15 protein-coding genes are annotated in these 23,615 nt (G+C 53.6%); 8 read left to right on the top strand and 7 right to left on the bottom strand.

Annotation, left to right across the window (positions count from 1 at the left end; translation table 11 throughout):
* Positions 1-279: 279 nt before the first annotated feature.
* The 5 genes from Pla22_RS06340 to Pla22_RS06320 all read left to right on the top strand — a co-directional run bounded on the left by Pla22_RS06340 (position 280) and on the right by Pla22_RS06320 (position 8,316).
* Positions 280-1,077, top strand: a complete 798-nt coding sequence (locus Pla22_RS06340) for an HAD-IIB family hydrolase (protein WP_146513864.1) — start codon at positions 280-282, stop codon at positions 1,075-1,077.
* Between the two features lie 153 nt (positions 1,078-1,230).
* A complete protein-coding gene (locus Pla22_RS06335) occupies positions 1,231-3,426 on the top strand; it encodes an HAD family hydrolase (RefSeq protein WP_146513863.1) in 2,196 nt (731 codons plus the stop codon).
* On the top strand, positions 3,407-5,434 hold the full coding sequence (locus tag Pla22_RS06330) for an amylosucrase (protein WP_242631833.1): 2,028 nt from the start codon (positions 3,407-3,409) through the stop codon (positions 5,432-5,434). The genes Pla22_RS06335 and Pla22_RS06330 overlap by 20 nt, the downstream gene beginning before the upstream one ends.
* Before the next feature lie 202 nt (positions 5,435-5,636).
* Positions 5,637-6,143: a hypothetical protein gene (locus Pla22_RS06325; RefSeq protein ID WP_146513862.1), complete on the top strand. Its 507-nt coding sequence runs from the start codon at positions 5,637-5,639 to the stop codon at positions 6,141-6,143.
* A gap of 106 nt (positions 6,144-6,249) precedes the next feature.
* On the top strand, positions 6,250-8,316 hold the full coding sequence (locus Pla22_RS06320) for a matrixin family metalloprotease (protein WP_146513861.1): 2,067 nt from the start codon (positions 6,250-6,252) through the stop codon (positions 8,314-8,316).
* 179 nt (positions 8,317-8,495) lie between these two features.
* On the opposite strand, the gene Pla22_RS06315 is transcribed toward Pla22_RS06320, so the two are convergent.
* The 4 genes from Pla22_RS06315 to Pla22_RS06300 form a co-directional block, all read right to left on the bottom strand.
* Positions 8,496-9,746 carry an outer membrane protein assembly factor BamB family protein gene (locus Pla22_RS06315; protein WP_146513860.1) on the bottom strand — a complete coding sequence of 417 codons (1,251 nt, stop codon included), beginning with the start codon at positions 9,744-9,746 and terminating at the stop codon, positions 8,496-8,498.
* Between the two features lie 235 nt (positions 9,747-9,981).
* A complete protein-coding gene (locus Pla22_RS06310) occupies positions 9,982-11,166 on the bottom strand; it encodes a hypothetical protein (RefSeq protein ID WP_146513859.1) in 1,185 nt (394 codons plus the stop codon).
* Positions 11,163-13,652 carry a serine/threonine-protein kinase gene (locus tag Pla22_RS06305; RefSeq protein WP_242631832.1) on the bottom strand — a complete coding sequence of 830 codons (2,490 nt, stop codon included), beginning with the start codon at positions 13,650-13,652 and terminating at the stop codon, positions 11,163-11,165. The genes Pla22_RS06310 and Pla22_RS06305 overlap by 4 nt, the downstream gene beginning before the upstream one ends.
* A gap of 20 nt (positions 13,653-13,672) precedes the next feature.
* Positions 13,673-14,323 carry a sigma-70 family RNA polymerase sigma factor gene (locus Pla22_RS06300; protein WP_146513857.1) on the bottom strand — a complete coding sequence of 217 codons (651 nt, stop codon included), beginning with the start codon at positions 14,321-14,323 and terminating at the stop codon, positions 13,673-13,675.
* A gap of 435 nt (positions 14,324-14,758) precedes the next feature.
* Here Pla22_RS06300 and Pla22_RS06295 point away from each other — a divergent pair, with 435 nt between their 5' ends.
* Positions 14,759-17,314: a peroxidase family protein gene (locus Pla22_RS06295; protein WP_207310306.1), complete on the top strand. Its 2,556-nt coding sequence runs from the start codon at positions 14,759-14,761 to the stop codon at positions 17,312-17,314.
* A 54-nt stretch (positions 17,315-17,368) separates the two neighbouring features.
* On the opposite strand, the gene Pla22_RS06290 is transcribed toward Pla22_RS06295, so the two are convergent.
* From Pla22_RS06290 to Pla22_RS06280, 3 genes are all read right to left on the bottom strand, one after another.
* Positions 17,369-19,741, bottom strand: a complete 2,373-nt coding sequence (locus tag Pla22_RS06290) for a serine/threonine protein kinase (protein ID WP_146513856.1) — start codon at positions 19,739-19,741, stop codon at positions 17,369-17,371.
* 98 nt (positions 19,742-19,839) lie between these two features.
* Positions 19,840-21,177, bottom strand: a complete 1,338-nt coding sequence (locus Pla22_RS06285; RefSeq protein WP_146513855.1) for a YHYH protein — start codon at positions 21,175-21,177, stop codon at positions 19,840-19,842.
* A gap of 59 nt (positions 21,178-21,236) precedes the next feature.
* Positions 21,237-21,809, bottom strand: a complete 573-nt coding sequence (locus tag Pla22_RS06280) for an EF-hand domain-containing protein (protein ID WP_146513854.1) — start codon at positions 21,807-21,809, stop codon at positions 21,237-21,239.
* Positions 21,810-22,063: 254 nt separating this feature from the next.
* Here Pla22_RS06280 and Pla22_RS06275 point away from each other — a divergent pair, with 254 nt between their 5' ends.
* Positions 22,064-22,657 carry a hypothetical protein gene (locus tag Pla22_RS06275; RefSeq protein WP_146513853.1) on the top strand — a complete coding sequence of 198 codons (594 nt, stop codon included), beginning with the start codon at positions 22,064-22,066 and terminating at the stop codon, positions 22,655-22,657.
* Between the two features lie 390 nt (positions 22,658-23,047).
* Positions 23,048-23,608 (top strand): ECF-type sigma factor, encoded by a 561-nt coding sequence (locus Pla22_RS06270; RefSeq protein ID WP_146513852.1) that lies wholly within the window; start codon positions 23,048-23,050, stop codon positions 23,606-23,608.
* The last annotated feature ends 7 nt before the right edge of the window (positions 23,609-23,615 follow it).

The raw sequence follows: 23,615 nt of genomic DNA, 5'->3' as shown, positions 1-23,615 counted from the left end.
GCAAAGTCGGTTCAGTTTACACGATAAAACCACCAGATTTGAGTTGCCGGGTTTGAGTTGCGGGCTTCGGATTCTTGCCAAACAGGATTGCGTGTCCGCATGCAGGTTGCAGGTTGCAGGTTGCAGGCGAAGCTATCCTAGCAATGCGTGCTGGAAGATGTTTAACTTCTCAGCGGAACATCGTCTCACGCTTCTTCGTCACGGATTCCCAGCCTGTTTGTTCTCAAGTGGGGCTAGCAGCAACTCATCTCGTTCCTACGCTTCCTTAGTAAGAAACTCATGAACCTTCCCATCGCCGCGCTCGCGACTGACCTGGACGGCACGTTGATTCCCAACCTGGACGAACCTTCTGAAGTCGAGGCTCTTCAAGAACTCTCAAGCTTGATTCAAGAATCTGGATTGAAGCTGTTGTTCGTAACCGGTCGTTCGTTCTCATTGACCCAGAATGCGATCGAAGCATTCCAATTGCCTTCGCCGGACGCGATTTTATGCGACGTCGGGTCCTGCTTGATGGAACGCACGAGCGATCGGGACTTTCGTATCAGTTCGGTCTACGAAGCAGCCATGACCGAGAAGCTTCGCGATTGGTCTCACACCAAGATTTGCGAAAGTGTCGAAACTGCGGGTTTGCCGCTGGAGTTACAAGACTCATCACGTCAGACCCATGCGAAGTGTAGTTTTTACTTTGACGGCCAACGGATCCAAGAGGTCGAAGATAGAACACGACGGTGGATTTTGGATCACGATGTTCCCGTTCAAATGGTGATCAGTGTGGATCCTATTGATTCACGCGGATTGCTGGACTTGTTACCCGTTGGCGTTAACAAGGCCTTCGCGCTTCATTGGTGGCAACTTCGAAGTGGTCTTGATCTGCGACAGATCGTTTTCGCCGGTGACTCGGGGAACGACACCGCGGCAATGACCTCGGGTGTCCGATCGATTGTCGTCGCCAATGCTGCTGACTCACTGATCAAGGCTGCTACGGACTTTCATGGGCAATCGGAAGACCTAGTGATCACCGAAAGACGGGCGACTTGTGGTGTGCTGGACGGCCTAAGGCACTTCATCGCCCGTTAGCCAGCAATTTACGGGGGACCAAGATTATCGACCCACCCTGCCGGTACGCAAACTGCTAGGTTGGGTGATTCACGTTTTTGATTCTCGGGCGTTCATTATGAGTGATGTCCATGGTCAAAGTTCCTAACGCAGCCAACTAATCCCACCAGTCCAATGAGCCTATTTGACGCCGAAACCCCACTGAAAGTCTCCCTGATCTCACTACACGGACTCGTCCGCGGTCACGATTTGGAGCTGGGCAAGGATGTCGATACGGGTGGGCAGATCAAATACGTGATCGAATTGGCACGCGAGCTTGCCGCGCAACCCGAAATCGGAAGCGTAGAACTACTGACACGGCAGATCATCGATCCTCGCTACCACGAAGACTATGCGAAGGTCGAAGAACCGATCGCCGAGAATGCAAAGATCGTACGCATCCCATTTGGTCCCAAACGCTATATCCGCAAAGAAGCGTTATGGCCGTACCTCGAAATGTTTGTCGACCAAGCACTCGTCCATTTTCGGCGCAGTGGCATCCCTGATCTGATTCATGCGCACTATGCCGATGCCGGTCAAGCGGGATCGCAACTGGCGAGACTACTGCACGTTCCGTTCGTGTTCACGGGACATTCACTTGGACGCGTCAAACGTCAACGGTTGATCGCGGACCAAGGCGAGGGAAAAGCCGCGTCGATGGATAAGAAGTATAAGTTTCAAACTCGCATCGAAGCTGAAGAACTTGCGTTAGAAACAGCATCCATGGTGGTGACCAGTACGAATCAAGAAGTGGAGCTTCAGTACGAACTTTACGATCACTATGCACCTGATCGCATGGAAGTCATCCCGCCCGGCGTTGACCTTGAACAGTTCTGGCCACCCAATTCCGACGCTGCCGCATCTGGACCGCAGAGCGATGCTGAACTGCCCGCAATCGTCAAGTCCATCAACCGTTTCTTAGTCGATTCCGCCAAGCCGATGATCTTGGCAATGGCGAGGCCCGACGAGCGGAAGAATCTGTGCAAGCTGGTCGAAGTGTACGGCGAGAGCGCTGAACTGCAATCGCTAGCTAACCTAGTGCTGATCATGGGCACTCACGACGACATAGATGACTTGCCGAAAGCTCAGGCCAAGATCATCAATGATGTATGGAAACAGATTGACCGTTTCGATTTGTACGGCAAGGTTGCCTACCCCAAGACGCACCAACCCAGCGACGTACCCGAACTGTATCGCCATGCCACATCGCTAGGCGGAGTATTCGTGAACGCAGCTCTAACTGAACCGTTTGGTCTAACGCTATTGGAAGCGGGTGCCACCGGCCTTCCCATCGTTGCAACTAACGATGGAGGACCACGAGACATTATCGCTAATTGCGAAAACGGTTTGCTGGTAGACCCGCTTGATGGTCACGAAATCGAGAACGCATTGTTGCGAGTGTTGACCGAGCCAGAGAACTGGAAGGCATGGTCGCAAGCGGGCATCGCGGGAACTCGAAAACATTACGCTTGGCACAACCACGCCCGTCGTTACATTCGCGATCTCGACGACATCCTTCGCCGATCTCCCGTGCCGGCCTTGATTCTGACCGCAAGACAACGACGCTTGCCACAGTTTGATCGCATCATCGTCACTGATTTGGATAACACATTGACGGGTGATGAAGATGCGCTTCGAGACTTCACGGATTTGATCGCCAACAACGATCACATCGGCTTTGGAATCGCGACCGGTCGGCGGTTGGATTCAGCGATGGCGTTGATCGAAGAACTCAACCTGCCGCGTCCCGATGTGATTGACACCGATGCGGGCACTCAGCTTCACTACGGCCCTACGCTGACGCCGGACTTGAGCTGGCGAAAACAGATTGGTTTCGCTTGGCAACCCGAGCAAATACGTGCCATGTGTGAGCAAATACCAGGGCTGGAACTGCAATCCGACATTCACCAATCCGAATACAAGATTAGCTATCTGCTCAATACCGAGATTTCCCCTTCGGTGGGGCAACTCAAGAAAAAGCTGCGCGAGGCCGGATTGCGAGCTAGGGTGATCATATCACTAGACGCTTACCTTGATATCGTTCCCGTTCGAGGCGGTAGCGACTTCTCGATGCGGCATTTGCTTTACAAATGGGGATTTTCCCCTGAAAAAATGCTGGTTGCGGGTGATTCCGGCAATGATGCTGGCATGATCATGGGGCGGACATTGGGTGTCGTAGTGGCCAATCACGACAACGAACTCGAGCGACTCAGAGGGAAACCTCGCATTTATTTTGCCGAAACCTCCCATGCTCGCGGTGTCCTCGAAGGCATCGAATACTACAACTTTCTAGAGAATATTCGCATCCCCAATGACTCGATTGACGCCTAATGAAACGCCTTTCGATCTTGCCGACGGTGGACGCACTTTTGTATCTCGCGATGCCTACGAAGCGGACCTCACTCTCCGCAGGTTGATGCCTCATGTGACCGAGTGCCTTGATGCACTCGAGGTCGATGAAAGTGCGCAAACGGCCTTTACAAAACGACTCAATGAGTTTTGGCCAGAGCTGTTCGCGTTGTTGCGCGGACTCTATGGCGGTCGTTACGACTTCTATTTCCACCTCGAACAAATCTTGCTCACCGCCGCGAAGGCAAGTGCTGAGCGACCTTCACACCTGATCGAATCCGATCGCCGAAGGTCACATGATCCGGAATGGTTCCATAGCGAGAAGATTGTCGGCGGGGCGTTGTACGTGGATCTGTTCAGCGGCAATCTGAATAAGCTGACCGATTCGATCAGCTACTTCAAAGAGCTTGGACTAACTTACTTGCACCTCATGCCGCTGTTCGCAGTTCGCCCCGGCGACAGCGATGGTGGGTATGCGATTAGTGATTATCGAAGCGTCGATCCACGACTTGGCACGATCGAAGACTTGACCGAACTGGCCGCTCGATTGCACGAGGAAGGCATTCTGCTGGTGCTGGATTTTGTGTTCAATCACACCTCGGATGATCATCGCTGGGCCCAACTCGCCCAAGCTGGCAACATCGAATACCAAGACTTTTATTACATCTATCCCGACCGCACGATTCCCGACAAGTATCAAGCGACGCTACGTGAAATCTTCCCAACGGTCCGTCGCGGCAGTTTCACTTGGCACGACGCGTCCGAAGCGTGGGTTTGGACAACGTTCAACAGTTTTCAATGGGACCTGAACTACAGCAACCCCGCCGTCTTCCGAGCGATGGCGGAGGAGATGTTCTTCATCGCAAACACGGGAGTCGACATCTTGCGACTCGACGCGGTCGCGTTCATCTGGAAACAAATGGGGACGAGCTGCGAGAACTTGCCGGAAGCCCATCAACTGATCCAGGCCTTCAATCGACTAGCCCGAATCGCGACTCCCGGTTTAATCTTCAAGTCCGAGGCCATCGTCCATCCCGAGGACGTGTTGAAATACGTGTCGCCCGAGGAGTGCCAGATTTCGTACAACCCTACGCTGATGGCGTTGTTGTGGGAATCGTTGGCAACTCGCAAGACTTCGCTGCTCTATCAGTCGTTGTCTCGCTATCACAAACTTCCGCCGCAAACGGCGTGGGTCAACTACTTGCGTTGCCATGACGATATCGGATGGACCTTCGATGACGCAGACGCAGCCCACATCGGTATCAATGCCTACGAGCATCGACAGTTCCTTAATCGGTTCTATACCGGCCAATTCGAAGGATCATTTGCGAGAGGCATTCCGTTTCAAGAGAACCACGAAACCGGCGACATGCGGATTGCCGGAACGCTTGCTTCTTTGGCAGGCCTGGAACGAGCAATCGAACTGCAAGACAACCGAGAGATCGAACTTTCCGTTCGGCGCATGCTGCTATTGCAAAGCGTCACCCTGTCGATCGGTGGGATCCCGTTGCTTTACCTGGGCGAAGAATGGGGCATGCTTAACGACTATGAATTCGTTCAAGACCCGGCCAAAGCGGGCGACACACGATGGGTGCATCGCCCTAAAATGCGTTGGGAATTTCTCGACGACCTTAAAGAAACGCTCGATGCGGATGACGCTTTGGCGGACCGTTCGATTCGGCGTCAAATCTTCCGAGCTCTCCAGCGGATGATCGAGAAACGCAAGCACCTTGCTGCGTTCGCGGGTCAGGACATTCAGCTTTACGCTACGGGAAACCCTCATCTGCTTTGCTTCGCTCGGATCCATGCGGGCAGTCGCATTTTGGTCGTTGCCAATTTCTCTGAGCATCCGCAGCAAATCGACGGCAACCTGCTGCGAACGGCGGGACTAGCCAGGTTCTTCGAAAATACGCTGAGCGACAAACAGTACTCGACTGAACAACCTGTGCAACTTGAGGCTTACGAGTCTCTCTGGCTTTCACGAGTCTAAACTCGCTCGACGTCATTTGACGACTCAGTGTCATTTGGCTCTATGCCATTTGGCGTTGGAAGCGTTAAACCCCGCTGGTAACGATTTTCCACAATCGTCTGATTGCCAGTGACAATCTCCTCTGAAAATCTCCCTTTAAAGTCTGGGGCGAAGCGAACCATCGCAACGTCCTGTCTTTTCTGCTCTTACTGGGAGATGGTCCATGTTGACTCACTTCAGGAATGGTTTAGTTCTCGCGACAACGATGTCCGCATTTGTCTTGCTATCGGGCGACGCTTTTGCCCAATGTTCAGGGGGAGGCCGGGGAGGCGGCAGTCCTGGTCAAACGGGGACAACGCTAGCATCCCCCAGCAGCACTCTGGCTTCACTAGCCTACCAACGGCAACTTGCCTATCAGCAACAACAGGCGTTGGTCATGCAAAGCCAGTACAGGGCACAACAGCAACAGCTTTACGCTGCACGTCAGCGACAATTGCAACAGTCCGCCGAAGAACAGTACCAGCAACAACAAGACTTGCAGGCGCTACGTTTGGCCAATGCTGAGGAAAAGCGAGCCAAGCGAGAATCGCGGATCGCAGCCTTGCGCGCCAAACGCGATTCCAAGCGTTACGAAAATGAAGGTCAATCAATGATCGCGTCCACCGGGTCGCAATCGACATTGGTCTCTCTTAACTCTACGAGCAAACTCACTACTGAATCGCTCGACTGACTCGTTTTGATCGTGACGTTGGGTGCACTCAACGTCAAAGACCATACCAATCTAATCCCAGTGGCACGAGAGGATTCGCTGCCACGAACGCCCCCGCGAGAACGTAATGAAGCAACGACAAATCAAGAAACGTCGCCTTTTTCTCCAGTCCCTCGAAACTCGACGTGTGCTTGCCGCCAGCTTTGGTTGGGATGGGCCCGGTCTGGGCAGTGCCGAATTGACCTACTCAATCACCGGTTCGCCCGATTCACTGACGCAAGCCGAAACGAACGCTGCGATCGAAACGGCATTTTCGGCTTGGTCTAGCGCCGCTGATATCACCTTCACGCCGACCAATCAAACTGGTCTGAGTGATTCCATTGACATTTCATTCGTCAATATCGACGGTACGGCGAGAACGCTTGCGCAAGCCTACTTCCCGGACGACGTGAATCCGGCACGCATCGCTGGGGACATCCAATTCGATATTTCCGAGTCATGGGAAGTCGGAAATGCCTTGGGCAACCGTGCCTTTGACCTCGTTTGGGTTGCCGTTCACGAAATCGGTCACTCACTCGGCCTCGATCACACGGACACGATCGGTAGCGTACTAGCTCCGTTCGTTTCGCCCGGCCAATCATTCAGCAGCCTCAGCGATGTCGATGTCGAGGCTATTCAATCCGTCTACGCCGCTGCCGACATCGAACCTGCATCGGAAGTCGAAGACCCCGTCGTTGAAGACGACCCCGCTGTCGAGGATGAACCAATCGGCGAGGACGAACCGGTCGGCGAAACACCGACCGATACCGACGATGATTCCGACCATGCAGATGAAGTCGACGATGACACCGATCCCGGCGATACGGACGACAATCCGTTCCCTCGCAACCGCTGGCGACGTGGTGGACGCTGGCATCGCTATGGTGGCCGCTTAGACGCCGAACTGCTGGATTACAACTACACCAACCCTACCGATGTCAATGGAGACGACAACACATCAGCCATCGATGCGTTGATGATCGTGAACGAGTTGGGGCGATCGTCGTCTACAGATAACGCTAGCGAATCCGAATCTACTGGGTTGTGTGACGTTAACGGAGACGGATCCATCACCGCGCTGGATGCCTTGACCGTTATCAACGCGATGAGCAACAGCAGCAGCGAAACATTGGCATCCATCACGGTTCCGGATGACTCAGAAACCGATGCCACGGATTCAGTTGATGAAATGGAGATCGTTGAAGTCGACACGGAAGTGGTTTCCGACGTCGATGATCCCGTTGATGAACTTGACGCAACCGAAGACGCCGACATGTTAATCGACGACTCGGTGGACCCGGTCGAGACTCCCGACACAACGGATGAAATGACCGACCAAACCACCGAAGTGACGGACGCGATTGACGAAGACGATGTCGTGCTGGCAGACGGTGACGAAGGCAGTGATGCCGAGGATTCGGTAGACATGGTGGATGAGGCAGACGACACCGAAACGCCTGTCGTGGAAACCGATGTCGAGAACGATGGTGAAATCGACGAAGAAATCGACGAAGTGGATGATAGTGTCGACGAGGATGCTGACGACGACACCGGCGAAGAAAACGATGAGACCACTGACCCAATCGATGACGGTGGTCTAACCGAGGATGAGGAAACCGACACTGACGAAACCGACACTACGGAAGACGAGCACTGCCAAGACGGTGGTCGGCATCATGGCTCGAACGTACTTCATGCAGGTTTGTTCGGTGGCAACGCCGAGGCATTCCTGACACGCTTTGATACCGATAGCAGCGGATCCATTTCCGAAGACGAGGTAACTGAACGACTTTGGAATAAGCTTACCGATCTTGAAGTCGACGTGGATAGCGATGGTCTTGTCACACTCGCGGAACTTGAAACATCCATCACGAGCGCTCGACAAGAATCCTTCGATACGAAAGACACCGACGCCGATGGTCTGCTAGTCGAATCGGAAGTGAGCGAACGGTTTTGGACAAAGGTCTCTGCCGCAGACGTAAATTCCGATGGCGGCATTTCATTCGATGAGTTTGACTCATTCCTTACGGAAAATGAAACCGAGAGCCATTCGTTCGGAAAACGAAGTCACCATCGACACCAACAAGTCGACACAGTGTTTGCATCGCTAGGCCGCGCGATCAGCCAAGGACGATTCTCTCGCGCTAGGCGATAAGTTTTCTTGCAATGCTTAAAGCACAAGTGTTAGCACTCTGGTGCGAATACACCGGACGGACTCGCACCGCTTCGACGAAAACATAACTTCGTCGTTGCGGTCGGGTGGCCGAGTTGGCCGGGTAATCTTCGGTCCTTAGTCAACAAGCCACGCAATACGGCTAATAGGCAATACGCTGCCTAGTCCGCGATGCAGTAAAGCGACTGATCGCTGCGGAGATACAACTTGCCATCGGAGACCGCCGGCGAGGCATTGAAATCAGTGTCGTCGCCGGCAATCACGTTCTGCGAGACTGGTTCAAACGTGTCGCCAGGTGCATAAACAAGAGTGCCACTATGTCGCGTGACCACGTATACGTAGTCGCCAATCAAAACAGGTGAAGCGTAAACGGGCCGTCCATTTTCGAGATTATCAACCCGTTCGCGATAGATGACTTCGCCATCTTTGGCTGACGTGCAATAAGCGATACCCCGGTCGTCGATCCAATAGAACCGGCCATCATGCAACAGTGGTGTGGCCACGTAGGAACTTGATCGGTTTGTCCATGAGACATTCGAGTCCGTGACATCCTGATCGCCGCCCGCTTTGACAGCGATGCTGCCTGAAGCGCGGTATCCACCGAAACTATAAATCGTTTCACCATCCACGATCACTGATGGCGATACGTTACCCGTCATTGGAGACTCGGCGTACCATTTCAGCTTTCCCGTGACGGGATTCATCGACCAAATTTCTCCAGGAACGCTAATCACCAATTCGCTTTCGCCGTTGTCAAGCTCGACAATCCGTGGCGTTCCGTAGGTCAGTTCCAACATCGCCGCTTCTTGACGCCAAAGTTCTTTGCCGGATGCCTTGTCCAAAGCAAGAATCGCTTTCGCTTCTTCCGCCGCGTTCACGATCACGCTGTTATTGAACAAAACCAAACTTGCCGCCGAACCCCATCGTCGATTGCTTGAGTCTTTGCCCACATCGACACTCCACTTCTTTTCGCCATCGAGGCTAATGCAGTGAACACCACCTTTGCCGAGAAAGGCGTAGACGTTCACCCCATCGCTGACCGGAGTGTTACTTGCATAGCCGTGTTCGGTGATATATCCCTGGTATCCATCCTCGCGATAGTCGATGGGAAAATCGACGACCCAAACTTGATTGCCGGTCGTCTTGTCAAAGCAAAGCACTTGCCGGCTTGGATTGTCGCCCTTGATGTAGCAAGTGACGATTACGCGACCGCCAACGATGATGGGGCTCGATGATCCCGACCCAGGCAAATCAACTTTCCAAGCGATACCCGTGTTGTCATTCCAAGATACCGGCACGATTTCATTGCTGCGGGCCGTTCCTTGCGGGCCAAGAAATTCAGGCCAATCGTCGGCTAATAGAACGGTGGAAAACAGAAAAACAGAGAGCGTAAAAAGGATGTATCGAGTCATTAGGCAACAAGCGGTGGGCAACGGATAGTGGGCAGTGGGCAGTGAGCAACAAGCAACGGGTTCGCAAGCGGAAGCAGGGATACATTGGTAAAACAACCGGCGACGATCGCTATTTCAATTCAACCGAAACTCAACCGGTACCGGTACGATTGGCTTCGAATTCTAAGCCGCACAAACGCAAGTTCATCGCAACCTAGATACTCAGCGGATCATGGAATCATTTCGTGATCGGCATTCAAGTAACAGACCGATGACGCTTGACCTCGGTGAAGGTCGCCGGATGTTTGTCTTTGTGCTTTCGTCGCACCGCCATCGCAACGCCAGTCAGAACCGCGATGGCGGGGAATGCGATCGCGGTAATACGCGTTGACTTCACACTGGTGACAGGCTGCGTTTCGGATTCGGCAACTTCGTTGAGCGACGCCATGATCGCATCAAGGACCACGTCCGAAACAGGCTGACCATCGCCACTAGCCATCAGTTCTAACGATCGGTGCAACATTAGCGTTGATTCAAGTCGCACGTCAAGCAATCCGTTGATGGGTGAGTAGGTAGCCTGAGGCAAGAGGACACGGTCGATCGCAATAAGTCCGCCGGGACGGGCATCCCACGATTGCATCATCAAGTCGGCTGATTCGATTTCCAGAAACGCAGCGCGCTCAATCATCGACCTTATTCGGGGAACGGTGATCGCATCGACCTGCCAAGATTCTCTGCCTTGACCACTAAGATCCTGAAGCGCCAGGTCCAACTCAAAGGGCGACAATTCAATCAGTCCGTCATCAATCGCTCGTTCAATGCCACCCATTCCAATTTCGGCAAACCATGGTCTTTCCAGCGAAACGTCGGGATCGGCAGGGTCGGCAAAGGACGCAACCGGCGAGTCCGTCGACACTTCCCCCAACATCCTTGGATCAGCTTGTTCAATCGCATTTGACGACTCTTCGTCGGCATCGATGGCATCAACGGCGCTTGAATCCCACAACGACACCAGGGCGACATCCACGGCAGAATTATCCGCCGGGGCAACCGAAGCGACCAAACCGCTCGACCCGACATTCGCGGATTGATTCACCGCAACCGTATCGCGCACCGTAGGAACGAAGACGATGACTTGCGTCGGGGTCTGTACTTCCTGGACCAATTCTAAACGCGATTCGACTCTCGAAGTGACGGCGCGATCATCGTTGGATCGACTTTGCTTCGATCGATCGAAAGCCGAACGTTCCGGGGAAGATCGATCGACTCTCACCTCTTGGGAACGATGTGAATCTCGGTCGCGACCATCCCTCGCGGGTTCATAATCGTCGCCAAACAATTCTCGGGTGAACTCTGCACCGGCAAATAAATTCCCCGCCAACAACGATCGACTCTCAAGCGATTCAATACGAAGGACTCGGTGTTCATGATTGTCGTTCATGATTCACCTCGCAATTTCTTCAAGTTGTGTTGCTGTGTTTTGAGCGACGCTTGGTACAGCGGACTCTGGGGAGCCAACCCGATGGCGACCTGCTGATGTTTGATCGCATCTTCATAGAGTCGTTTCGCCGACCGATGATCACCAAGCCTCTGTTTTAGAAACGCCAAGTTATTGAGTAATCCGCCAAGCATGCTCTGAACTTCCGCATCTGCGGCGTAGGCTTGATTGAGCGATTGACCATGCTGGACGGCTTGGTCAAGCACTCGGCAGGCCTGAGTCAGATCGCCGGTTGCCGAAAGGGCAAGCCCCAGTTGGTTAAGGCTAAGCACAAGGTCGCGTTGGTAGGTTGGTTGGTCGGGCCAACGCGTGCGAAGTTGTTGGCCAATCTGGACCGCTTGTTGGAGTGATTCGACGGCACCACGGTGGTCGGCAACTTGAGTTAACGAAGTAGCTAATGTGTTGAGCGTTAACATAACTTGAGTCGCTTGCTTGGGATCGCTTGGATCACGTTCCAATAAATCGAGTTGTTGCTCAAGCGAATTCTTGGCCAACTGAGTTGCTCGCATAGGATCATGCTTGGCAAGCAACCCAGCCAAATTAGAACCGATCGTCGCTTGAAGCGAAGCGTGCTGGTCCGAATCAGAAAGTAAGCCGAGAGATTTTTGGAATGCGTCCTGGGACTCTTCAATCCTACCAGCATCGGCCAACATGCCGCCAAGATTGTTAAGCGTTCGCGCCAGTTCCACTTTGGCGCCGAGTCGATTTTGCGTTTCTATCGCTTTGGCGAACCAATGGCCAGCCGATTGCAGATCACCGGATTGGGCCAATCTTTGGGCGAGATTATTTTGGCTGATTGACCACTGCAAATTGATCTTGTCATCGCGTGGTGACTGTTGGCTCAGAGCAGCGTAAATGCGTTCTGATTCTTGCAGCGACTTGATCGCTTGCGTCGCTTGGCCAAGCTCACCTTGAAAGACTCCCATTTTGCCATAGGTGATTGCGAGATCGAATTGCTGATCTTCGCTGGGGATGTTGCTCTCTGAGTTCTTTGCGATTTGTTGGTAGTATTCCAAAGTCTCCAAAAGCAACCGATGCCGAACCGAGTTTGCGGCGGGGATGTCAGCGAGTAGTTCAGAAATCTGAACGCCTAAACGATCCACGGCCTCGCGCGTGATCGCCTTGTCTCGCTGGGACTGTGCCGCAAATGCATCGGAGACTTGTTTTTCGGCGGCCAGCTTCGTCGTTCCGATAGCGAATCCGGCGAGTGCCAAGACTCCAATGAGCAGCGTCGTCATGACGGCCGAGCGGTGATTTGCGGCTAAACGAACCAACTTGTCCATCGCCGTGGGCGGTCGAGCGATGGTTGGTTCGCCGGTTAATACCCGTCGCAGGTCATCGGCGAAGTGACTGGCTGTTTCGTAGCGGTCATCACGCTTCCGCGCCATTGCTTTGGCAACAACTGTTTCTAGATCGCGTGGCAAATCAGGACGCAAGTGCCGCATCGAAGTATGCGAATCTTCATCCATTTGCCGTAGGATCGTTGCCGCATCGTCGCTGTCGTGTGCGGCACGCAGTGTCAACAACTCGTACAGTGTTGCGGCAAGCGAGTAGATATCGGTGCGGCCATCAACGATTGCCGAATCACCGCACGCTTGCTCGGGACTCATGTAGCGGATCGTTCCCACCACATCTCGCGATCCGGTGAGCGACACGTCTGATTGAATTCGAGCCAGACCGAAATCCGCGATCCAAACTTTTCCTTGGCCGTCGAGCAGTAAGTTCGACGGTTTGATATCGCGGTGGACGATGCCGAATTCATGAGCAGCCTGAATTCCCTCGGCAACCTGGATCGCGTACCGAACCAATTCCTGCCAATCGCTGTACTGCGATTCCTGTCGCTCAATCCATTGCCCCAGCGATTCGCCATCGATATAGCGCATCGCATAAAAGTGAACGCCCCGCTCGCAACCGATGGCATGCACGGGCACGATATTGGGGTGCTGCAATCCGGCCGCTGCTTCGGCTTCGTGACGAAACCGCGTGAGTTGACGAGGATCCAAAACGGCTGCGAGCGGCAGTATCTTGATGGCTACCGTTCGGCGAAGTGACCTTTGGGTGGCTCGATAGACAACTCCCATTCCGCCTCGACCGATGGGTTCATGAAGCACAAAGTCACCCAGTTGATTTTCTGGGTCTTCGTTGGCCATTTCATCTTGAATTGAAAATGGAGTCGATTGCCCACCGGCCATGCGGTGCAGACTTTCTAGGCCACCGACGCAGACTCGAAGCGGTTCGCACAATTCCGGACACGACGCCGTAAGATTCTCGACCGTTGGTGGCAAGCCGGTTTCCATGGCGAGCATGTACTGTTCAAGCAAAACACTCAGCTGCTCTTTTTGGTCATCTGTCAAACCGTGCATGCATGCTGGTTCATCTTCACTGGCGAATCCGTCGCCTGACAACAGCGGTCGATTTGGATTACTCACAGAAACGTTGCTCAATGAAATCATGACAGATCCCCTTGCTCGTTGAGTTGGCAGACATCCTTGAACTTTGCAATCGCTCGCAACCACAACATTCGCGCCGCCCCAGACTTGATTTCCATCCGTTGAGCGATTTCATCGAACGAGAGTCCCTGCAAGTTCCGATAGACGATCACATCGCGATAGCTGTCCTTTAGCTTAGCAAGTTGATCGGACAACTCGGTCGCCAATTCGCGATGCTGGACCACTTCGCTCGGGGACGCACCGTTATCAGCGACGAGATGGGAAAGCCTCGCCATGCTGTCGTCCAGCTTCTTCGCCATCGTGTCCAACGCGACCTCTCTACGGATGTCACGCTTCTTGGCATAGATATTTCTTTCTACGGCGTGGCTAAGACAATTGCTCAACACTTGCCTTAGCCAAGCCACCAGTTCACCCTCGCTACCTCCGCGAAACTGGTGGAAGTCTCGGTGAGCGGCGAGCATGGTTTCTTGCACCAAATCAGAAGCGCTCATTCGTCGCCGAAGTCGACCGTCAATTTGAGTGGTTGCAAGGACACCTAAGTAACTTTGGTACACCTGCAACAGATCCCCCAGTGATTCCACACTTCCGCTGCGAACGCGTGCGATCATCTCCTCGACTGAGCTACTTTTTTCAGTGGCATCGACTGACATGGAATGTCCCTTAATTAAAACGCACGCGGGCTGGAGATCTTGAGTGCTGGAAGATTTGAGTGCTGGGGGCTTTTGAGTGCTGGGGATCTCGCGCATGGGGAATCACGCAAGGATTAGCGAATAGGGCGTGCGAGTGTTTGTGCCCGTGACTACTAAAACCCTGGAAAATGCGATCTTTTGCACTCCCAGGAATGAACTTCCTCTCTCACTAACCCTATGCGTCATCGGTACGTTTACCGGGCCATTAGAAACGTGAAACAGGAGAAAAAAAGCGACCAACACTCACCTCCTCACTCTCTTAGGACGATTCTCGGCCCCAAATGTGACGTTTTCGGGAAGATTCCGTACCTATGAACTGAGCCTCCGTGCCGTGCGTTTCCCATGTGGTACCGGTGGCTTCTCTTCTCTCGACTCTTCAAATTCACAGGTGACACCATGACTAAGCTCTGGAATCGCTGGACAGGATGCCCTCAAGACTCATCTCAGAAAAGTAAAAAAACAAAGTCCCAAAAGCGAAAATCGCAGCGACGAAGGCTCACGCCGGAAACGCTTGAGTCTCGCCAATTGCTTGCCGCCAATCTATTTCACAATGAAATTATGCCGGAAGACGTTAACGAAGATGGCGTCGTATCGGCGCTAGATGCGTTGACGATTATCAACCAAATGAATCGTCAGAGTCTGGATGGCAACAGCATCAACGATGCGACACGCAACGATCAAGCCACGTCGCAACGCGGTCCTGGCCGCATGACGGACGTCAACAATGACGGACGCGATTCGGCGCTTGACGCATTGATGGTTATCAATCGGCTTAGTCGTGAACAGAACCGCATCGACCGCCCCGGCGACCGCCCGACCGAATTTCCGACCGACCTGCCAACCGATGACCCGTCAACGGACGAAACACCGTCGCCAACCGATGAAACACCCTCTGCGGAAACAACCGAAGTTCGTTCTATCGATGGTACGGGCAACAATCTCGAAAACCCAGATTTGGGATCCGCTGACACCCCTTTGCTGCGTGTTGCCGAGAACGATTATGCCGACGGCATTTTCGAACCCGCGGGTGACGACCGCCCTAGTGCCCGAGAGATCAGCAATACACTTTCCGCTGCTGATCCAGAAGGAACCACCAATGAACGAAACCTAACTTCTTTCGTTTTTGCGTGGGGCCAGTTCTTGGATCACGACATCGATCTTTCGCTTGAGCCAGCAGACGAGGAAAACGAGGTGTCGTTTGATATCACGGTTCCGCTGGGCGATCCTTTGTTCGATCCGTTTTCGACCGGTGAGGAAACGATCAGTCTGACGCGATCCGCTATCGCCGAAGGCACCGGGACCTCGACGGATAACCCGGCCGAACAAGTAAACTCTATCACCGCTTGGGTCGATGGATCTCAGGTCTACGGTAGCGACCAAGAAACATCGGATGCGCTTCGCGAGTTTGTCGGCGGTCGATTGTTGCTAACCGACGATGGATTGTTGCCGACTGACGATATTGGTGGCGTTCTTGCGGGTGACATTCGTGCCGCCGAGAACGTCGTATTGACGTCGATGCAAGCTTTATTCGTTCGCGAACATAACCGTTTAGCTGATGAAATTTCAGCGGCGAATCCGGATCTTTCCGATGAAGATATCTTCCAGGCGGCTCGAGCAACGGTGATCGCTGAAATACAGTCCATCACCTACAACGAGTACCTTCCCGCATTGCTGGGTGAAGACGCTTTGTCGCAGTACACCGGCTACGATTCGTCGGTTGATCCATCAATCGCCAATGAGTTTTCGACCGCTGCATTCCGCTTTGGACACTCCACGCTTAATGATGAGTTCCGATTGGTGGGCAACGATGGCGAGGACGTCGCGGAACCGATCGCACTTGCAAACGCATTCTTTCAACCGCAAATACTAGAGGAAACCGGCATCGACTCGTTTCTGAAGTACGCTTCGTCGACGCTTTCCCAAGAGATCGATCTGCAAGTCGTCGATGGACTGCGAAACTTCCTGTTCGGACCTCCCGGCGCCGGCGGCTTAGATTTGGTGTCGCTGAACATTCAACGCGGTCGCGATCACGGGTTGGCCGACTACAACTCAACTCGGGTAGCTTACGGACTCGACGCGGTTGAATCGTTCGATCAAATTTCCAGCGACCCTGATGTGCAAGCCAACTTAGAGTCACTCTACGGAGATGTGGACAACATCGATTTGTGGGTAGGATTGCTTGCTGAAGACCACACCGAAAACGGATCGCTTGGTGAGACGGCGACCACGATTATCTCGGATCAATTCGAGCGTTTGCGTGATGGTGATCGCTTTTGGTACGAAAACGTGCTTAGCGATAGAGAAATTCGAGAGATCGAAAACACTTCGCTAGCGGATGTGATTGAGCGAAACACGAATATCAACTCGCTGCAGGAAAACGTATTCTTCTTCGCTCCGGAAGTCTCGGGAACGGTTCTTACCGTACAGGCAGATTCCACGTTCTCTAGTGACGCTCTGATTGCCTCCGAATCTAGTTTCGTGAGCGATGCGGACGTTGAACTTTTGGCGGCAGATCAAACACGAACGACTTCCACGCGTCCCGATGGTGCAAGTGCGACGCGATCCACTGAGCCTGGCCCAGAGCAACTAGAGCAACGGGGGCAACAGAGGCAACCAGAACAACGAGGGCCTCTATTGAATGGCCAATCGCAACCGGAAAATCGAATACCGCGAGATTCATCCAACGGTCGTCCCGACCAACCGGTGAACCAAGGGGAACGTCTTGCCGGGGTCACGGTTGAGCTGCTTGATAGTGATGGGGTTGTTGTTGCTACTGAGATCACCGACGACAAAGGGAACTACACCTTTGCGGACTTCGATCAATCGGGATCGTATACCGTTCGCCTTGCAGCGACGGACGCATTCATCGTTGCGGGAAGCGATTCTCTAGATGTTCAACTGGCAAGCGGCGATGAGCAATATCGCGATATGGACTTCCGAGTGATCGTCTGATTCGTTCTTTCCTAAGCGTCAGGCTAGTTGTTTGTTCGAACGATTGGTAACGAACTAGTTCGGCCGGAAGGAACCGGCCGAATCGAATAGACGTCCCGCTTCGGCTTGCATGACTTTCATCTCAACAATGTCAAACCACGGCGAATTCGGGGGTCGAAAGTTGTCGTTGAATTCATTACGAGACGGACGTACAACCGCCGACTGGGATTTCGCGAACTCGGCTTCGGCTTCCTCAATCCTGCCAAGCTTTGCGTAGGCGATCGCACTGGGGGCGGACGTCAAATCGCGTGCTGGCCAGCGGGTGTCAGCGTGGGCTTCCGTCAATCGCTCAATCGCCAGTTCGTAGTTCTCGGATCGCAGATGTGTCATTCCTGCGATGTACAGGCAAACTTCACGCGGAAGCGGTGGTCTCGCTTGCCCGCCACCCCGCCGTTCCGGACGTTGCTGATCCGGACGTCGCTGATCCGGACGTCGCTGTTCCGGGCCTCTTCGGTCAGGACCAAACGAGTCAGGACTAAACGAGTCAGGACTAAACGAGTCTGGTCCGAATGGCTCGGGTCCGAATGGCTCGGGACGTGGTGGACGGTGTCGCTGAAACATTTCCGCCTGCTCGTTGTACTCAAGCCAGCTTTCAACCAACCGTGACAATTCTTTCCGCGAAATGGAATACTCGTAGCTCCCTGATGCTGACACATCTCTAAGTAGCTCCCATTCCGGCTTGTCATCCAGTTCACGAAGTTGTCGGTCCATCCGCTGACACATCTCGCGATGCTGATCCGCATCCCCTGTCAATAAGAACAAAGTGGGTGTTCCCCACCATGAAGATGTATCCGTGGGAGCACCGAGAGAAAGTGCCTCTGAATAGTCCTGTGCTGCTTCCGACCATGCTTGTCGGCCCGTGTGAAATTGAGCTCTAGCCACCCACGGCTGAAAATAGTTCGGCTGCTGCAAAACAGCGTCGTCATAATCCAGTTTCGCAGCGTCAATGCGGCCAGCGTTGACGTGCGATTGAGCACTAGCGATCAACGAGTTCGCTCGCGTAATGTTTTCGGAAAACTGTTCGATCTTTAGCTTCGCTTCGTTGGCCTGACGAAGTGCTTGCTCTTTCTGGTTTCGTTGTTCAATCGCTTCGTTCATTTGCCAAAGACTGGCGGCGGTACCGATCAGCATCGTTATCCCCACTAAGGATACGGTAATGATCGCAGCCCGATGGCGACGCGAAAACTTTTGAAATTGATAGAGTCGCGATGGAGGGCGAGCATCAATTGGTTGGGATTGAAGGAAACGTTTGATATCAGCCGCGAACGCCGCTGCGGATTCGTATCGGCGACCTCGATCCTTCTCGAGAGCTTTCATCACGATCCAATCCAAGTCGCCACGAATAGACATCGCCAAACGCGTTGGTTGAACCCGACGAGTCGTGGCAACGGTCGACAAGGTATCCCCAAGCGTTGACAAACGCGTACTCGGCCGCGGTGGATCTTCGTCTCGGATAATCCGACGCAGTTCGTCATAACCGGCCGAATCCAGTCGCTCGCGATCAAAGGGCGTGGTTCCGACCAGCAGTTCATAAAGCAGCACACCGAGCGAATAGATATCGCTGCGAGTGTCGACATCGAGGCCGCTCATTTCGGCCTGCTCGGGACTCATGTATAGCGGCGTACCGATCATCGAAAAGAATCGCGTGTAAATCGTCTTGTCGGTGAGCGTTTGCCCAATTGCTTTGGCCACTCCAAAGTCGATCACCTTTACGACTGGCTTTTCATCATGAAGCGTGACCATGACATTAGACGGCTTTATGTCGCGGTGAATGACACCCTTTTGATGCGCGTGATGGACGGCCGAGCAGACGTCGATCATCAAACTTAAGCGTTGTTGAATGTCAAGTTCGTGATTGTCACAAAACTCGGTGATCGGTAGACCTCGAACTAGTTCCATCACAAAGTAAGGACGAGCGTCGGCGGTCACGCCGGCATCAAAAACTTGCGCGATGTTGGGGTGATTCATCATTGCGACGGCTTGCCGCTCGGCTTCGAATCGGGCAATCACCTCCTTGGACCCCGAGCCTGGTTTCACTAGCTTCAGTGCCACCTTTCGCTCAACTGGCTTGTCTTGTTGCGCGACAAAAACCAATCCAAAACCACCTTCTCCGATCTGCTCCATCAACCGATAGGGGCCTAGCTTCATGCCAATATGCTCAATCGGTTCAACTACCTCGGTCGCAGCCATCCCGACAATCCCTTGCCCGCGTCCTATGGGTTGATCGAGTAGCTTGGCTGGCCCTTCATGAGCTTTCAATAGCGATTCCACGCTGGCTCGCAACACGACGTCATCTCCGCAGGCGTCGTCCAAATAGGCCGAGCGATCGTCGAGGTTTTCCTCTTCGATCGCTTGCAGAAAGATCGCTCGTTCAGTGAGTTTGGTCATAGAAACCGTAAGCGTAACGTAAACCGCTAGGGTCTTTGGTGGTTCTCGATTCGCTCGAATCGGAACGAGTGGCAAGTGAAGCGACGTGAAAGCTCATTCTATTGAGGACGGCGTCGAAGTGGTCCGCCGCGTCCTGAACCGCGATCACCAGGAGATCCAAAATCACCAGGCGAGTCCAATCGATCTGGCCGGCCGAAGCCACTTGGCGGGCCAAAACTTCCCGGCGGGCCGAAGCCACTTGGTGATTCGAGCTGTTGACGCTGTTGGGGTGTCAGGATCTTGGCCAGCTCATCATCCACGGTTTGCTGCAGTGCTGAGAGCTGCTGTTTTTGGTCGTCGGACAATCTCAATGATTCAACGACAAACTCAGGAAGCACCTGCCCAGGTCGTGGCGGTTCAGGGTGTGGTGGTCCGCCTCGCCGCGGTCCGCCACGTCCATTTGGATGCCAGCGATTTTGCTCTCGAACACTTTGGCCGCGTGCTTCTGTTATCGGCTCACCCGGGCCACGATTTCTGGCTCCGGAACCATTCCGAATTCCACCGCCGCCCGGACCATGACGAAAATCTTCTGAAGGCGTACCACGATAGATCCGCGGAACCACCGGCCACTGCTCGGTCATGAAGTACGCATAGGTGCCATCGGGATACTCGGGTGTGACCGTCCACTGTCCGTTGCATTCATCGAGGTCTCCTGAACCTTCGACGTATTCATAGTCGGCGACAAACGTCCCATCATACGCTCCACCAGGTGCATTCCCACCTGGTCGTTGACCCGGCTTGAGTTGATAACTCGATGTTAGCTTTTGAACTGGCGACGCTGCGTCTTTGGGATCGCTGTATCCATAGACAGCGTAAATTGGAAATCCATCCGCAGCCCATCCAACCAAAGGCGAGTGAGCTCCAGCCTCAACTTTGACCGAATCGATAAGCCCAGTCGGCAGACCGTGATAGTGGTACTTGCCCGTGGGTTGCACATGGGCATGCGAAACATCGATTCCTAAATCAATCGCGCCGGAAAGCGGTTCGTATTGCCAGCCCGGTTCGCCATCGTAGAACTCACCAGCCCCAGGATCAAAGGGAACGCCGTTGATCGCGACACCAAATTCCCCATGCATGGGCGTGGTGTGGTCGGCGATACTGGGATTCGCTGGAACTCGATAAACGTGCGACTGAGCACTAATCCGATTGGGATTTCCGTTATTTGGAAACTCACCCGTTTTATGATTGGGTACTCCATTGGACGTGATAACTCGATCATCGCCAATGATTTCGATCTTCACTCCATTGGCAATGACCGGCGTCGATGTCGCTGGTCGTTTCTGCAACTGCCCCTTCGCGATAACACGATGCAATCGCGGCGGAGGTTGCGCTACGACCACGGCGACCACACCGGTTGCGATCGCAGACATCGCAACAATGACGATACGTTTTGACATCGAACTTAATCAGGTTGGGGAAACGAACATGGCTAGTGAAACATCACCAACGATAATGACTACTGCGGACGCTGCGGACGACCAATCTCACGATCGCCACCGCCATGAGGGTGCTCGCCGTCGCCGTGCTCGCCGTCTCCGTGCTCATGGGGCGGTCGTTGGTTTAGAAGCTGCTGTTGTTGCTCGTCCGTCAAAATAGCCGCGAGTCGTTTGTCGACTTCCGTTTGCAGCGCTGCGAGTTGACGGGTTTGCTTGGTAGTTAGGTTGAGCGACTCCGAGACAAAATCGGGAAGCACTTGGCCGGGACGCGGTGGCGGACCATGCTCTTCGCCACCGCGTGGTCCTTGAGGATTGCCCCACTGATCCGCTTGTGCTTCGTTCGGCGGCGGGCCACCCGGTCTTTGACGGCGGCCCCCTTGCTGGGATTGCATCGCCGCCTGGAGTTCTGTCTTGGTGAGCTGTCCATCTTGATCCGTATCGGCGCGGTCAAAGAGTTCGCTGATCATTTCCAAAGGCGAACCGCCTCGTCCGCCCGCTCCCGGTGGCCCACCGCGTCCGGGAGGCTGTGCCGATACGAGAACGGGTGTCGCAAGCAAACCGCAAACAACAAACAGCGGAAGGTAATATCGCATCGTTGAAATTCCTAGTCGAAAGATTCATTCGGGTAACCACCACCGACCAATGCGACTTCTGGCACGCTAGGGTGTCACGTAATTCGGGTCTTTTACGGGAAATATTTTCGGCCTGGATTTCCTGTCAAAACATGGCTAATCCGGCCATTTTTGACGCAAGACGTTCGAGCTAATTGCACGAAAGGACGGTTATCGGATCGCGACATCTTGCATCGCGAGACAACCAACCTTTTACCAATTTCAACGAGCGTCCCATGAATGTTTCGTCAGCATCAGCATCGTATACCGGACAAACGTCCTTCACAGGGCGGCCCCAAGGACCACCACCCAACGGCAAACAACAAGCGTTTGCTCAAGCGTTGGAAGACGTTGGTGTTGACGAGTCGACCGCGTCAAGCGTGCTCAGTCAAATCGAAGAAGCCGTGGCCGGTACAAGCACGGATGGCTTGTCGGGCGCCGAAGGTAAAACTGCGATTCAGTCCGCCGTCGAAGAAGTGCTTCAGGCGAACGGAATCGATGCGAGCGAATTTGATGAGGCAATGAAGGCAAATCGTCCTTCCGGGCCTCCCCCTCGAGGACCGAAGCCGGACAGCGACGACACGTCATCGGTTGAGTCTGCGCTTTTAGCTGCAAATGTTGACGAGAGCAGCCTCGATTTTTTACTTTCTGAAATGATCCAAGCAATCACCGAAACAAGTTCCAATGAGGCAACTGGAACGACACCCGATTCCATGCGTTCGGCAATGACTGAGGTCCTCCAGGAACACGGCATTGACGTTGCCACCTTTGAAAAAGCGTTTGGATCACAATTCAGTTCATCCGGTAACTTTCTCGATCGCGTTGCCTAGCACGATACAAAGAACGAATATTTCTTATGCACTTGTGCCGTCGAACTGATAGTCCGCAACACCTGTTCGATCAAAAGACATTTGCCGGGGTGAGAGTCAGTTTGGACGAGGATCGTTCTACGCTCCCTGGTGGGGATTTGGATACAACTGTGATCCTTAACGACATTTAACGCAGGCGAGTTGAACACGACCATCACAAGATGATTTTCCTAGCGAGCGTGTTCCCCGTTCGCTGGCAAGCGCGTTCCCGGCGCTTCTGTTAGACCAGTCTCGCCAATTAATGGTGTCACCGCAAAATCGCCAACCTTGAATATATCCGGTGAGTTGGTGAAGATGACGGTGAACCCTTCGCTTAGGTATGGCGCAAGGTCAACGCTGGGATTTGCATCTATGAACCGCGACGTCACTCGAATTTTATCTGCGATCCATGAAGGTGACCGGCACGCGGCGAGCGAGTTGTTGCCGCTGGTTTACGAAGAACTTCGTGGATTGGCATCTAGCAAAATGAACCACGAAAAGTCTGGTCATACACTTCAACCAACCGCGTTGGTCCACGAAGCGTTTCTACGTTTGGTCGGTGGCGAAGATCAGCAAAAGTGGGACAGTCGTGGCCATTTCTTTGCCGCCGCCGCCGAGGCCATGCGAAGGATCTTGATTGACAATGCGAGACGACGTGGCCGAAACAAACGCGGGGGCGACTATGTTCGTCGTGAGTTGGACGAAGATGCTGCGATCGTCGTAGCCGATGATGTTGACGAACTCCTCGCACTCGATGATGCATTAACCAAACTTGCCATCGAAGATGCTGACCTCGCCAAACTTGTCGAACTACGATACTTCACCGGCTTAACGATCGATGAAACTGCCGAGGTACAGGGAGTTTCTCCTAGAACGACCAAACGCAACTGGGCTTACGCCCGAGCATGGCTGCAACGTGAGATGAACAAGTAGTTGGCAA

This window comes from Rubripirellula amarantea (assembly GCF_007859865.1).
Classification (GTDB): Bacteria; Planctomycetota; Planctomycetia; order Pirellulales; family Pirellulaceae; genus Rubripirellula; species Rubripirellula amarantea.
The sequence above is the reverse complement of the archived record's forward strand: the minus strand, read 5'-3'. Positions and strand labels throughout refer to the sequence as shown.